Origin of the sequence: Rhodomicrobium lacus (assembly GCF_003992725.1) — a bacterium.
Classification (GTDB): domain Bacteria; phylum Pseudomonadota; class Alphaproteobacteria; order Rhizobiales; family Rhodomicrobiaceae; genus Rhodomicrobium; species Rhodomicrobium lacus.
On the sequence record NZ_RZNF01000012.1, the window covers coordinates 1606379 to 1619738 of the forward strand.

Below are 13360 nucleotides of genomic sequence, written 5' to 3' on the forward strand. Positions count from 1 at the left end.
ATCGGGCGACCCGAAACTTGAATGATCACTAAGCTCCCACCGACGGCTGCTTATCCCGTCCAGGCCCCTCTTACGCGTTCTCGGCAACTCTTATATTTATTCCAAAAACGTTCTCTAAGAGCTGCAGGGCGTGCAAGGTTCCATTTCCGCAAAACGCGTCGTCAACAACGAGAGCTGGCGCCAAATCCGACGGAATTCCTCCCCACCCTGACGTCAGCTTCCGCATGGGAGCGAGCGCCAGGTCCGAATCGAATTCGGCTTGCAGGATTGCAGGCGTATAGGCTTGGACCAGGTCAAGGCAATAAGCCTCCATTCCATCAGCCGCTTCGGCCAGCTTTCCGAAAGCGGCTCCGCTTTCCGGTTCATCTTTGAAAACTGGAGAGACTTCGGAACCTTTCGCAGCGTAGCCGTCAACCTGACCGTTCGGTCCGGCAAAAAGAGCTTCCAGCAACATGCTGTATTGAAAAAAATCCGGAGGAGGCTTGCCGCGGCTTTCAGCACCGAAACAGGCTGCGACCTGGCCTCCGCCAGCCTCTACCTCCGCAGCTGCAACACGCGTCCCAAAATAGTACCCGACCAGCGGACTTCCGGTCGACTCCTGAATCGCTTTTTGAATCGTGGCGGAATACCCAAGATCCACTAAGGCAGCGCGCGTGGACTGAAAAAATTTTTCCTGTTCAAGATAAGTGCGAAGATTTTGTCTCACTTCCGCGCAATGAGCACCGATGCGTTCAGCGTGTTTTTCTATAAGCTTCGAAGCCAGATCGCGATGGTCGGGCAGCTTGAGTTTGACGCCGGAATCGTCGCCGAGCCCTTCAGGTGCCAAGCCGAGGCGTGCTTTCAAAAGCTCACCGAATGTTCCGCGAAAACCAGCTCCCGAAAGGATGGGCTTCGGGTCGCGAGAAACGTCGAAAGCCGCTGGCAAGACTGCCCGACGAGAAACCATGAGATATCTGGCCTCGGGCAGGGTCGGATCCAAGGTTCGCAATTTCTCATAAAGACGGTGAAGGAAATAGGCGCCGCGTGCCAGGAAATAGATCCGATCTACACCGTCTGCGGTCGCGCGCTGCACGAGCCATGACATGAAACAGAGGGCGATAGGCCCGAGGATGCAATATCCAAAGTCCCGCGCATTCTCGAAAGCGAAGGGTTGAGGCAATGGCGGTCTGAAGGCATTTCCGCCAACTCGTGCGGCGAGCGGTCCTAGCAGAACGCCTGCGCGCCAATCGCTGCGACTTTCGCGCCAGCCGGGAGGCAAGGGACATCCGCGCAAGTCTGCCAGGACGACAGTATTGATCAGGCCAAGCGAACTTAGGCCGTTGTCGCGAGGAAGTTGCATATCGGAATGTTCGTTGTCGCCGATATGCAGATATCTTGCTCCGTTGTGAATTTTTTCCCGTTTGATCCATTTCCACACCTCGGCCGTGTCTTTTCGAAGACCGGTTTCCGATGACGCGAGAATCTCAAACACGTTATCTGCATTATGTGCGGCCAAGATATTTCGAAGGAACGAAGCTTCAAAATATGTGTCGCTGATGATCGAGAGCTTGCCAAGCCGAGCCAGCTCACGTGCAAACGCAAGTACGGATGCGCGGGGCGTAAGAACCCTCGCCTCAATTTCTCGCTCCAGGGCTTCAGCTCGCGCGACAGCGGCAGCAGGCCATCTTGCCGCAAGATGCCAGGCTGCGTAGATTTCTTTCAGGTTCACATCGCCGTGCCCCTTGGTCCGTCTGGCTTCCCGTTCTGCCTTCTTTCGCAAAGAAAGAAAATCCTCGCCTTTCGGCAGCAATCCTTCGATCGCCAATACATGACCGACGGCGCTTTGCACGTCTTCGGGCTGCACGGAAAGTCGTGCGAATAGCGTGTCGAAAAAGTCAAAGGAAACCGAATCGTACTCTCTGGCTAAGTCGCAAAGTAGCGGAAGAGATGAGAAATATCGATGGAGACACTTGCCGGAAGAACCGACCAGCAATGTTTCCGCCTCCAGGTCCAGTTCACCGTATCTATACCCAGCCGCTTCACAGATAACGCTAATGCCTCGCTCGATGATATGGGCAATGGTCCCGTCTGGGGGCGTCGGCTCCGCATCGAAATCTTCGTAAACCCAATTCGCCGACCACAAGGGAGAGAGCGCGGAGGTACGCGCCCAGAACATTCCTCCGATCGGGAAATCAAGAAAGCCGCGCCTGGGAAAGTGCAAGATACCGAGTCGATGGAAAAATGCTTCCGTCAATTTCGGCGAAGAAGATAACCAATGATGAACCCAATGTGCCATGCCCGGCCACGTGACAGGCCCGACGACACCGAGTTTGTCATTGGTTTTAAATGCTTCAATGATTTTATCTGACTGGCCGGGAGAACCGATCAGATTTTGCAAAATATGCTTTCGCCAGTCATCCTGTTCGCTTCCCGTACGCAATGATTTTTTTGTATGAAGATGCAGGAGAAGATCATATTGGACGATATTTGACGCGAGGTCGACCAGCATCGGCCCGAAATTGCGTCCGCGATTTTGGGCGCGAACCACGCGCGTCTTGGTGCCGGGGAGAATTTCGCGGCTCAGCTCGCGGGCTTGCGCGACCTGCGATTCCGGCGTTGTTATGAAGAGGTCGAACGGCACTTGAATGTTTCGCAAGAGCAACAAGATCTCTCGCGCCGTATCCAAATAATACGCATGGAGAACGACGCAAATAGTTGGCAACCGCCCATTCCCCGATGAAGCCGGTAACGGCGTTCGCTCTCCCAGCACCTTGTCCCAGGCAGCGGGGGCGGCTAGACCGCTTATTCTCGCGATACGAATGCGTTTTTTTTCCGCCGAGCGTGCAAAGCGCGCGCGGCGCTTCTTGGAAAAGACTGGTGATCGGCTCAAAAGCCTCAAAAACCCGATATATGCCCGGAGAGTAAATTTGACTGGTGTTCGTTTTTCGGCGGCGCGGTTTGCTGGCTGCGACCGAGGTAAGAGCGAAAGCGTCTCCGGTGCATTCTTCTGCTCTCTACGCTCCATGCGTGCGATAAATGAGGCTTTAAGAAATGGTCGCGCCTTCTTGATGTTTCGGCTTGTCCGCCACCTTATATAGCGCCGCAAATTAGCTATCGGCCTTCTGCGTGCGTGCCGAAGCTCTGCAAAGACCGATTGAAAACGGGCGTTAGCAGCGGTCAGCTCTCGCTCGTTCAGCAAGCGGTGGGCTTCGACTTGTTCCGCACCTCTATCGCGCTCCTGCAGAAGCGCGGCCTCATGCGCCTCAAGAAGCACCTTCGCACTATCCGCGGAAGAGGCGCGGTCATTCTCCAACTGGCGCGTCGCCGCAGCCAGTTTGGTCTCATGCACTTCCTTTTCAACTTGTCGTAAAAGATGCCGACGATCAGCAAGCGCTGCGATGCCTTGTCCCAATCTTGTATAGGCATTACGGACTGTAAGCGCGGCAGCATCGTCTGTTGATGCATCGAAGAAGCGCGCCAGTTTCTCCGACTGCACATGCCCCGCCGCCAATACGCCGAGCCCGTGGCCGTGAAAAAACTCGAAGCTCGGGCGGCTTGTTTGGAGTTCCGCCCAGAGTTTGAACACGCCGAATTCTCTTTCCCTGACGTTTGTGTCATGAAACAGCACGACTGCGCGGTCGGACAGTTTCGGCAACCAGCTCTCAAAGTCGTGCTTCACATCATCATAAAAATGGCGCCCGTCGATATGAAGCAGGTCCACAGATCCGTCTTCGAAATGAGGCAGCGCCTGGTCGAAGGAGGACCGGATGAGACGGGAAAAAGAGGCATAACGCTGGTGATACGCGTTTAACTGCTGGAATATCTCATCACCATAAAAGCCGGCGTGCTCGTCACCACGCCATGTGTCGACGGCATAGGCGCGAGAATCAAGGCCGATACGCTCGATAGCCTGGCAAAAGCATGAATAGGAAAAGCCCCGATGCGTGCCAAGTTCCACGACTGTGCCCGGGCGATGCGCTTCTACGAGCCAAAAAGCAAACGGAGCGTGTTCAAGCCAAGCTGAGTCCACGACGAAATCGGGCTGCCAAAAACTGCAAGGAGAAATGAAATCCATGAATTAGGCCTATTTAATCGACTTCGGAGCTAACTAAGTTATAAATCGAGGGGCTGTTACCGTCGAGCTCTAGCTCTTGGTGGTAGGCAGAAAAATGCAAGGGGCGCGTACTCCGTCATTGCCTCCCGACACAGCCTACAGTGCCTGACGGGTGTCTATTCTTGCGTTCCTCGAATGCGCCGATGGCGTTCCAGATGGAGTCCGCCGTGTCGTCCCATGTGGTCAAACGATCCCTTATGTCCGGAGGCAGAACGGCAGGATGCTCGATCATCTTCTGTATCGCCGACAGGAGCGAGGCGGGCTCGCCATGGTCGAAATAGGTCGCGGAATCCAGGCCGACTTCGGGCATTGAGGCTCTGGCCGCGCAGATGACGGGCTTTCCGTACCAGAGGCTTTCGCCGACAGGCAAACCCCAACCCTCGTACCAGCTCGGGAAAACCGTGAATCGGCAGTGCCGGTAAAGCAGTTCGAGTTCGGCGTCGTTTGGCTGGGCGACGATTTGCACCGTGCCGTTTACGCTTGCGGTCTTGCGCAGGAATGCGTGGATCTCGTCCGCTCCCCTGCCTTCTCCGCCAGCGAGCACGAGAGAAGGTGTTTTCTCCAGCAGCGACTTTTCGAGTTGCTGCCACGCTTCGAGTAGCCCCAACGTGTTCTTGCGGGTGGTCATCGTACCGACGCAGAGGACGAAGTCTTCCGGAAGCAGGCGGCTCACTTCATCGCGGACGGAGTACCCCGCATCTCTCTCGATCCGAAATTCATGAGGGAAGCGGGCCACGACGACGTCGGCATGCGACAGCAGGTCGTTTTCGTCCAGATAACGCTCGAACTCTTTCTTCGTAAAACGGGAGTTGCAGAGGATGAGAGCTGAGTCCGAGACGACGTGCTCGATCCATTTCCGATCGCGCCCGCTCTTGTCAGAGGCATAGGGCTCCCCGGATAAGGCAATGATGTCGTGGACGAACGAGATCAACTGACAGCCATGCGTCTCTGCAAAAGCTTTCAGTCCATGGTAGTCGGTGTTCCGCCCGGAGCCGAGTGTGACGATGTAGCCGCCAGGCGCGGGAATGCCGTCGAGGACGGGCGATGCCTCCGCTCTTCCGGCAGATTTGAGAACTCTGGCGCGCAGGGCTGGCGAAGAGGCCCACTGCAACTGCATGCGATGTTTTTGGATGAAATACCTCAAGGAACCGCTTTCATATCGGCGGAGCTTTGACGCCATCCACTGGTCCTTGTTCGATGCAAGTTCCAGGCTTGATGCGATTTCGCGAAAAGGAGAGGGCTCCCGAAGGAAGGAGAGATCCGCGGCTCGGTATTTCCCGGATATGGGATGCTGAAGCAGCCCATACACTGCTCGAGTGTCCTTGCGGCGGACGATGCTTTCGAGGATCCGGACCACGCTGCGCTGCACCCCCGTCGGTACCGGGTGCTTGATCGCATGTTCCACAACGTCCGTTATGTGAAAATAGATCGGGGCTTTGGCTAGCATCACATTTTCAAGGTAAAGCAACACCCCCAATGGGGCAGTTTGTAAAAATCGTATTCCCAGCACTTTCGAAATGAAAACACCGATGTAATATATAATATTTTTTCTAATAAACCAATATCATTTTGATGTCTAGGGGGGGGAATCAATGCCACGTGCGCTATAATCCGCAATTTAGGCTCTGCCGGGATCTCTTTATACATCTGTATCTTGCGAAGCGGGTGTATTGAATACCAGATTCATCGATGGCCGCCCAGAATGCGCACCGCGTTCAAAGAGCGGGGCTCGATGAGCCGAAGCGGCGACTTCTCTCGATGTCCTCTCGCGCACTCTGACAAGCTTGGCGCCCGCCAATGCGGCTGGAGAGGCGCCATTCCTTCGCCAGACTTATCGGCCGAATGCTCGCCGAAGCAGCGCGGCGTGCAGAAAAACACAGGTCAAGCAAATTTCGCTTTGTGGCCTTATTTTCGTCCAACCGCTGCGGCATCAATATCACATCACAGGGCGGCGACGCTTCAAGCCCCTCGGAAAGCGGTGCCGCTTGTGAAAGTTGAGTTGGTTGTGTGTTCGTAGAGCGTCCGCGTTTGTTGCGTCTGAGTTCTGTAGCGTTTGTTGAGTATCAGTAAGCGCAGTGGCCAGTTTTGCGTAGCGCTGGAGTGCCCCCGGAGGACCTACGTAACGCTTGGTTTACGAGTTTGGTCTAGAGTTCTCGCAAACCTCGGGACGTCGATCCCGAATTAAAAAAGTTGCCCCTGAGAGACGGAGCCACCTGCATTGGCCCCCACCCCCCGCTAGCCAAAAAGGCTTCGTCTCTCTTTTCCTCTCCCGCATACCCTTCCATCAGTCGCATCCCGGCCTTTGCCGCGCTCGCATGCGTTCAACTTTGCGTGCCAACGCGCGGAACGACATCCGACCGACGCGATCCAGCCTTAAAGCTGGAAAGGTAAAAAGCGCATGGGAGGAGTCTTATGGCAGAACTGATTTTCTACACGAACCCGATGTCGCGCGGCCGCATCGTGCGCTGGATGCTGGAAGAGGTCGGCCAGCCATACCACACCGAGATCGTCGATTTCGGTGCGCCCATGAAGTCGCCGCCCTATTCCGACATCAACCCCATGGGAAAAGTTCCGGCGCTTCGCCACGGCGAAACGGTCGTGACCGAAACACCCGCCATCTGTGCTTATCTCGCGGACGCTTTCCCCGAAGCCGGGCTTGCGCCAGCACCGCAAAGCGCCGAAAGAGGCCGATATTATCGCTGGATGTTTTTCGGCGCCGGTCCCCTTGAAGCCGCCATCACCAACCGGGCCTGCGGCTTTCAGGCGTCCGAGCAGCAGGGTCGTTTGCTCGGTTACGGGAGCTTCGTCACCGTGATGGACGCGCTCGAAAAGGCCGTGTCCGCGTCGGATTATCTCGTGGGAGACACATTCAGCGCGGCCGACGTCTACGTCGGATCGCAGATCGCATGGGGCCTCCGGCATGGCACCATGGAAAAGCGCCCCGCGTTCGAGCGGTACTGGGACCGTCTCAAGGATCGCCCGGCCGCCATTCGCGCTACCCGGATCGATGACGATCTGCTCGCGGAGACAAAGAAAGCCTGATCAGAGCGCAAGGTCGCGATGCGCGCGTCAACCTGAACGCGAAACCGGATGCAAGAAAACCGCCCGATATCGGTACGGAAGGGTTTATTGCACCGCGATAAAATGCGACAAGAGGTTGTAGAGCGCGCATGCAGGCGTGCAGGACTTTGTTCGGCCGCAAAATAGCGCAGGCGCTCCAAAATGGTTGACGAAAACGCTCGGGCATAGTCCTTTTATGGAATAAGTATCTCTACCTGAGCAATCCCCAACGCGAGGAACGATAGCCGCATGCCTCATGACACGCCGCTCATTGCTACCGTTGTTGGCGGGCTTGGGTTCGCGTTCATTTTCGGCGCTATCGCAAACCGCCTCCGCCTGCCGCCACTGGTCGGTTATCTGCTCGCGGGCATCCTTGTAGGGCCGCACACACCGGGCTTCATCGCCGATCAGTCGCTCGCGCCGCAGCTTGCGGAACTCGGCGTCATTCTTCTGATGTTTGGCGTAGGGTTGCATTTCTCGTTGTCGGATCTGCTCTCTGTCCGCAAGATCGCCATTCCAGGCGCGGTCGTGCAGATCGCGCTCGCGACGATCCTCGGCCTCGGCCTCGCGATGGCGATGGGGTGGCCCGTCGGTGCGGGGCTCGTTTTCGGCCTTGCGCTTTCGGTGGCGAGCACTGTGGTTCTTCTGCGCGCGATGCAGGAGCGGCGCCTCATCGAGACGGAACGCGGCCGCATCGCGGTGGGCTGGCTGATCGTTGAGGATCTGGCCATGGTTCTGGCGCTGGTTCTGCTGCCCGCGCTCGGCCCGTTGATCGGCGCAACAGGCGGTTCGGGCAACACCCCGGACCCGCTTGCGGCACGGCTCGGTCTCGACCTCGGCCTTGCCGGCATTCTCTTCGTAACCTTCGCGAAGGTCGGCGCCTTCGTCGCCCTGATGCTGATCGTCGGCAGGCGCGTCATCCCGTGGCTCCTGCATCGCATGGCGCATACAGGGTCACGCGAGCTGTTCCGCTTGTCGGTGCTGGCCATCGCACTCGGCGTTGCGTTCGGCGCGTCGGAACTGTTCGGCGTTTCGCTCGCCCTCGGCGCGTTCTTCGCGGGCATGATCATGAGCGAATCCGAACTGTCGCAGCGCGCGGCGCAGGAGACGCTGCCGCTGCGCGATGCCTTCTCGGTGCTGTTCTTCGTCGCCGTGGGCATGCTTTTCGACCCCACGAGCCTTGTCAACGACCCGCTCCCAATTCTCGCAGTGCTCTTCATCATCGTGATCGGCAAGTCGGTCGGCGCTTTCCTGATCGTCATCGGCTTCGGCTATCCCGTTGCCACCGCTCTCACGATTTCGGCGAGCTTGGCGCAGATAGGCGAATTCTCGTTCATCCTTGCCGATCTCGGTATTCAACTCGGCGTTTTGCCGAAGCAGGGGCGCGACCTCATTCTCGCGGGCGCGCTGCTTTCGATCGTGCTGAATCCGCTTGTTTTCGCGGGCGTCGATCGATTGAAGCCATGGTTCGAGCGCCGCCGCCCGCCCGTGGAGACGGCACCCGATGCGCCCGAGGTTGCGGCTCCCAAGCAGCCCAAGAAGAAAGAAGCCGATCCCGTCGAAAACGACGGGCCTCCGCAACCGACCAAGCTCGATAACCACGCGGTGCTTGTTGGATATGGCCGCGTCGGCAGCCTCGTCGGCAAAACTCTGAAGGAGAGCGGCAAGCCGTTCCTTGTCATCGAGGACGGCGAGAAGCCCTTGGCGAACCTCCGGGCGGAGGGCGTCGAGGTCATCGTCGGCAACGCGGCGAGTTCGGACGTTCTCGCCGCCGCGAATCTGAAGGGAGCAAGCGACCTTATCGTCGCCATCCCGAACGGCTTCGAGGCCGGACAGGTCGTCAGTCAGGCGCGCACGACGAACCCCGGCATGCGCATTGTGGCGCGCGCCCACTCCGATGCTGAAGTGGACCACCTGATGGGGCTTGGCGCGAACGCGGTGGTGATGGGCGAGCGTGAAATCGCGCGCGGCCTGATCGAAGAGATGTCCGGCGGCGCGGCAGTCATCGAGCCGGACGGCACACCCAAGGCTACGTCCGTATCGCGAGGCGGCGATGCTGAAATCCAGCGCGAGGATCGCGTCGTCTGAACCTTTCGAGACATCCGCACGCTTCGACCACGGTTTGGGTTTCGACCTTGGGCAAGCCCGTGCCGGGACCAGCCGTTTGAGCCTACGCGCCTTTCGACTTTCGAGAAGACTTTGGCTTCGGGGGCGGCAGTTCGCCCGCTGTCAGCGCAACGAGCTTCGAAAGCCACTCGGCGTCGTCCCAACGCTCACCCGCAATCAAGAAGTGCGGCTTCGCGCCCGGATAGGGAAAGCCGTCCTGCGGTTCTCCGAGAAAAGTGCGACCGGCAACGGTGGGCTTCACGAAAAGCTGGTCGTCACATACAAACGCGACCGTCTTGCCGTCGCAATAGATCGCATATTCGCCGAACATCTTGCGGGCGGACACGCGGCCCGCGCCCTGAAGCTGCTCGATGATGTAATCGGCGGTGCCTTGCTGCGACGCCACGGGACGTCTCCATGAAGATCGGCCCCGTTCGAGAACCCTTTCGAACGGGGCCGTAATGGCTGAATACAACTGCGCGGCCGCGATCAGAACATCGCGGCGTGCACGCGGTCCGGCGGGTTGTGGCCGTCGAGGAAGGTGCGGATGTTGATGATCACCTTCTCGCCCATGTCGAGGCGCCCCTCGATGGTCGCGGAACCGAGATGCGGCAGAACCACGACTTTCGGATTGCGCAGCAGCTTCGGATTGATCGCCGGCTCGTTCTCGAACACGTCGAGGCCGGCGCCCGCAACCTCACCCGCTTCGACCATGCGCGACAGCGCGTTCTCGTCGATGACTTCGCCACGCGCCGTGTTGACGATATAGGCCGTCGGCTTCAAGAGCTTGAGGCGGCGCGCCGAAAGCAGATGGAACGTCGCGGGCGTATGCGGGCAGTTCACAGAAATGATGTCCATGTGGGCGAGCATCTGATCGAGGCTTTCCCAATAGGTCGCACCGAGTTCGGCTTCCACCGCGCCGGGCACGCGGCGGCGGTTATGATAGTTGATCGACAGGCCGAATGCCTTGGCGCGGCGCGCGACGGCGCGGCCGATGCGGCCCATGCCGATGATGCCGAGCTTCTTGCCCCAGATGCGGTGGCCGAGCATCCACGTCGGCGACCAGCCGTGCCACTCCTTGCCGTCCTGCAGGTAGTCGGCCCCTTCCACGAGGCGGCGCGGCACGGAAAGGATCAGCGCCATCGTCATGTCCGCTGTATCTTCGGTAAGGATACCCGGCGTATTGGTGACGATGATGCCACGATTGCGCGCCGTTTCGAGGTCTATGTTGTCGACGCCCGTGCCATAGTTGGCGATCAGCTTCAGTTGAGGGCCCGCCGATGAAAGAAGCGTCTTGTCAATCCGGTCGGTTACGGTAGGAACGAGCACGGTTGCCGTTCGCATCGCCGCCGCGAGCTGGTCCCGCGTCATCGGTGCGTCGGAGGCATTGAGCGTCACGTCGAAAAGCTCGCGCATGCGGGCCTCGACAAGCTCGGGAAGTTTGCGGGTGACGACGACTTTAACGTTTTGTGCGGTCATAGGGGGCTCGACATGGCCGGCTTGGCCTTGATGGACAGGTGCAACGCAATCTCGATCCCGTTATCTAACAGATACGGCCCGCGATGACAAAGCTTCGGATCATTTGCGGCATATTAGTCGCGTTCTCGTTTTCTTCCGGTGCATCGTTAGCTCAGGAGGCGGGGCAACGCAATGCCGGGCCGGTCACCGGCCTGCCTTTGCCGCGCTTCGTCAGTCTGAAGGCGAGCGAGGTGAACGCGCGCGTCGGCCCCGGCGGCGATTATCAGATCGCGTGGGTGTTTCGCCGCGCGGGATTGCCGGTCGAAGTGATCGGCGAGTTCGAGAATTGGCGGCAAGTGCGCGATTCGGAAGGCGGCACGGGCTGGGTCAATGCGGCGCTGACGAGCGCGCGGCGCACGGCGGTTGTCGCGCCGTGGGTGAAGGATCGCATGCTGTTCCGACTGACTTCGTCGCGCGGCGGCGGCACACTCGTCGCGCAGATCGAGCCGGGCGCAATCGTCGATATCGCGCAATGCGATGGCGAGGATTGCGAGGTCTATGCGAGCAGGCAGAAGGGATATTTGCCGCAGAAGAGCCTTTGGGGTGTATATCCCGGCGAGAAGGTGAAATAGCGGCGCCTGCGCGCGGGCAATGATGAGGTGCGTCCTGACGTCGGCGCACCGTTTGAGGGGACGGTAATGGTCTACGAAATTTGCGAAATTCTGGTGAAAGAGGGCGAGGAAGCGGCGTTCGAGGCGGCGGTGAAGGAAGCCGCGCCGTTCTTCCAGCGTTCGAAGGGCTGCCTTGGCCTTGAGCTTCAGCGCACGATCGAAGCCCCGTCGAAATATCGCCTCGTCATCCGCTGGGAAACGCTCGACGACCACATCGTGCATTTCCGCAGTTCGGAGAATTTTCAGGAGTGGCGGAAACTCGCGGGGCCGTTCTTCGCCCAGCCGCCCCATGTCGAGCATACGAATGTGGCGCTGACCGCGTTCTGACGAGCGGCCACCTTTGAGCCTGTCGCGGCCCGCTCGCTGTTGACCGCGACAGAACGCCTTTTGCCCGGGAAGGGTCGAAAACGAGCGCGTCAAAAATTGTCTTCCGTGTGGAAAGTTCGCGTCTTCCATCGTTGCATCGCGCGAAGTGTGATGCTATGAACCCCGAACCGAGCGGTGATCCGGGCTTCCGTTGCAAAAGCGGCGGTATGTTATGTGAGGAACGGCGCGGTAATTCTCCCGGAGGGGTGCCCGAGTGGCTAAAGGGGACGGACTGTAAATCCGTTGGCTAAGCCTACGTTGGTTCGAATCCAACCCCCTCCACCATCTCACGCTCACGGCAACTCCTACACAATCCTCGGCGGTCCAGGCGGCAGGCGCCTATAGGGGTTTCTGTCTCGGTTTGACGCTCAGTTTCGGGCGGTCGTTGATGGACTGGTCCCGGCAAGGCGGTTTCGCAGCCGCATTCGGCCAGGGCGATCATCCCGGAGCGTTTGAAGCACGACAGCGCACTCGCTTGGATCGAGGATCGAGGATCGGGAATTTCGTGATATCTGGAAACCCGAAAAGAAATCTCGAAGCGGAGCGGGGTTTTGGGTCGACGCTTTTTCTTCACGCCGACCCGCTACATTTCGCTCGAAAGCGCTCTAAAGTGACTGGAAATCGATAACCGAGCGGCGATGCGTTCCTTTACGCCCGACGCTCCCGGCGAAGGATAGATCGTGGCTGAAACGTCCCCTCCTGCTGCTTCCGCACCCGAGTTCGATGAGCGCCGCACCGGCGTCACGGCCGAGACAGCCGAAACCGCTTCGGCAATCGAAACGATCAAGGCTTCACTCGACACGGCGGTCCAAGCCCCTGAACCCGTCATCCTCACCGAGGTGACCGGTCATATCGGGACCATCACGCTCAACAACACAGCCAAGCGCAACGCGCTGAGTTCAGCGCTGCTCGATGCGATCACCTCCGCGCTCGACAGCTTCAAGGCGCAGGCGGTGCGGGTGGTGATCGTGCGCGGGCAGAAAGGGATCAAGGTCTGGTCCGCCGGCCATGATATCAAGGAATTGCGGCGCGGGCACCAGGATCCGCTCGGCTATGCCGATCCGCTGGAGCAGGCGCTGCGCGCGATACGCTCGTATCCGGGCGCCGTCATCGCTATGGTGCAGGGTTCGGTCTGGGGCGGCGCGTTCGACCTCGTCCTGTCCTGCGACATGATCGTCGCTGACGAAACGTCCACCTTCGCCATCACGCCGGTCAATCTCGGCCTGCCCTACAACACCACCGGCCTGTTGCACTGCCTCAACCGGCTCCCGGTGAATTTCATCAAGGAAATGTTCTTCACCGCCAGCCCGGTAAAGGCGGAAGCCGCCGCGCGCTGGGGCATCATCAACCACCTTGTGCCGTCGGCGGAGATCGAAGCCTTCACGCTGGAACTGTCGGAGCACATTGCCACGAAGGCGCCGCTCGCCATCGCCGTGGTGAAAGAACAGCTTCGGGTGCTGACCGACTTCCAGCCGGTGGCGGCGCAGGTTTTCGAGCGCATCCAGAACATGCGGCGCGAGGTTTACGAGAGCGCCGACTACGAGGAGGGCATCGATGCCTTCCTCGAAAAACGAAAGCCGAATTTCCAGGGCAGGTGATCGGGGCG

Annotated in this window: 9 protein-coding genes and 1 tRNA gene; 6 read left to right on the forward strand and 4 right to left on the reverse strand. The window is 59.0% G+C overall.

Features of this window, described 5'->3' with window-relative positions:
- Nucleotides 1–70: 70 nt before the first annotated feature.
- Together EK416_RS16765 and EK416_RS16770 are read right to left on the reverse strand one after the other, a co-directional pair.
- The gene (locus EK416_RS16765) at nucleotides 71–4054 is read right to left on the reverse strand and encodes a rhamnan synthesis F family protein (protein ID WP_127079514.1); all 3984 of its coding nucleotides are present in this window, start codon (nucleotides 4052–4054) and stop codon (nucleotides 71–73) included.
- Nucleotides 4055–4169: 115 nt separating this feature from the next.
- Nucleotides 4170–5603 (reverse strand): glycosyltransferase family 4 protein, encoded by a 1434-nt coding sequence (locus EK416_RS16770; RefSeq protein WP_164730077.1) that lies wholly within the window; start codon nucleotides 5601–5603, stop codon nucleotides 4170–4172.
- A 902-nt stretch (nucleotides 5604–6505) separates the two neighbouring features.
- Between EK416_RS16770 and EK416_RS16775 the strand changes: the two genes are divergently transcribed.
- Nucleotides 6506–7135 carry a glutathione S-transferase family protein gene (locus tag EK416_RS16775; protein ID WP_127079518.1) on the forward strand — a complete coding sequence of 210 codons (630 nt, stop codon included), beginning with the start codon at nucleotides 6506–6508 and terminating at the stop codon, nucleotides 7133–7135.
- A 267-nt stretch (nucleotides 7136–7402) separates the two neighbouring features.
- Nucleotides 7403–9241, forward strand: a complete 1839-nt coding sequence (gene ybaL / locus EK416_RS16780; RefSeq protein WP_127079519.1) for a YbaL family putative K(+) efflux transporter — start codon at nucleotides 7403–7405, stop codon at nucleotides 9239–9241.
- An 82-nt stretch (nucleotides 9242–9323) separates the two neighbouring features.
- On the opposite strand, the gene EK416_RS16785 is transcribed toward ybaL, so the two are convergent.
- Both EK416_RS16785 and EK416_RS16790 read right to left on the reverse strand, forming a co-directional pair.
- Nucleotides 9324–9665 (reverse strand): TfoX/Sxy family protein, encoded by a 342-nt coding sequence (locus EK416_RS16785; RefSeq protein WP_127079521.1) that lies wholly within the window; start codon nucleotides 9663–9665, stop codon nucleotides 9324–9326.
- 83 nt (nucleotides 9666–9748) lie between these two features.
- A complete protein-coding gene (locus EK416_RS16790) occupies nucleotides 9749–10738 on the reverse strand; it encodes a 2-hydroxyacid dehydrogenase (RefSeq protein WP_013419867.1) in 990 nt (329 codons plus the stop codon).
- 83 nt (nucleotides 10739–10821) lie between these two features.
- Here EK416_RS16790 and EK416_RS16795 point away from each other — a divergent pair, with 83 nt between their 5' ends.
- The 4 genes from EK416_RS16795 (at nucleotide 10822) to scpB (ending at nucleotide 13352) form a co-directional block, all read left to right on the forward strand.
- A complete protein-coding gene (locus EK416_RS16795) occupies nucleotides 10822–11349 on the forward strand; it encodes an SH3 domain-containing protein (protein WP_127079523.1) in 528 nt (175 codons plus the stop codon).
- 66 nt (nucleotides 11350–11415) lie between these two features.
- Nucleotides 11416–11715 (forward strand): antibiotic biosynthesis monooxygenase family protein, encoded by a 300-nt coding sequence (locus tag EK416_RS16800; RefSeq protein ID WP_127079525.1) that lies wholly within the window; start codon nucleotides 11416–11418, stop codon nucleotides 11713–11715.
- Between the two features lie 239 nt (nucleotides 11716–11954).
- Nucleotides 11955–12039: transfer RNA gene (locus EK416_RS16805), tRNA-Tyr, on the forward strand.
- 395 nt (nucleotides 12040–12434) lie between these two features.
- On the forward strand, nucleotides 12435–13352 hold the full coding sequence (gene scpB / locus EK416_RS16810) for a methylmalonyl-CoA decarboxylase (protein WP_127079527.1): 918 nt from the start codon (nucleotides 12435–12437) through the stop codon (nucleotides 13350–13352).
- Nucleotides 13353–13360 lie beyond the last annotated feature (8 nt).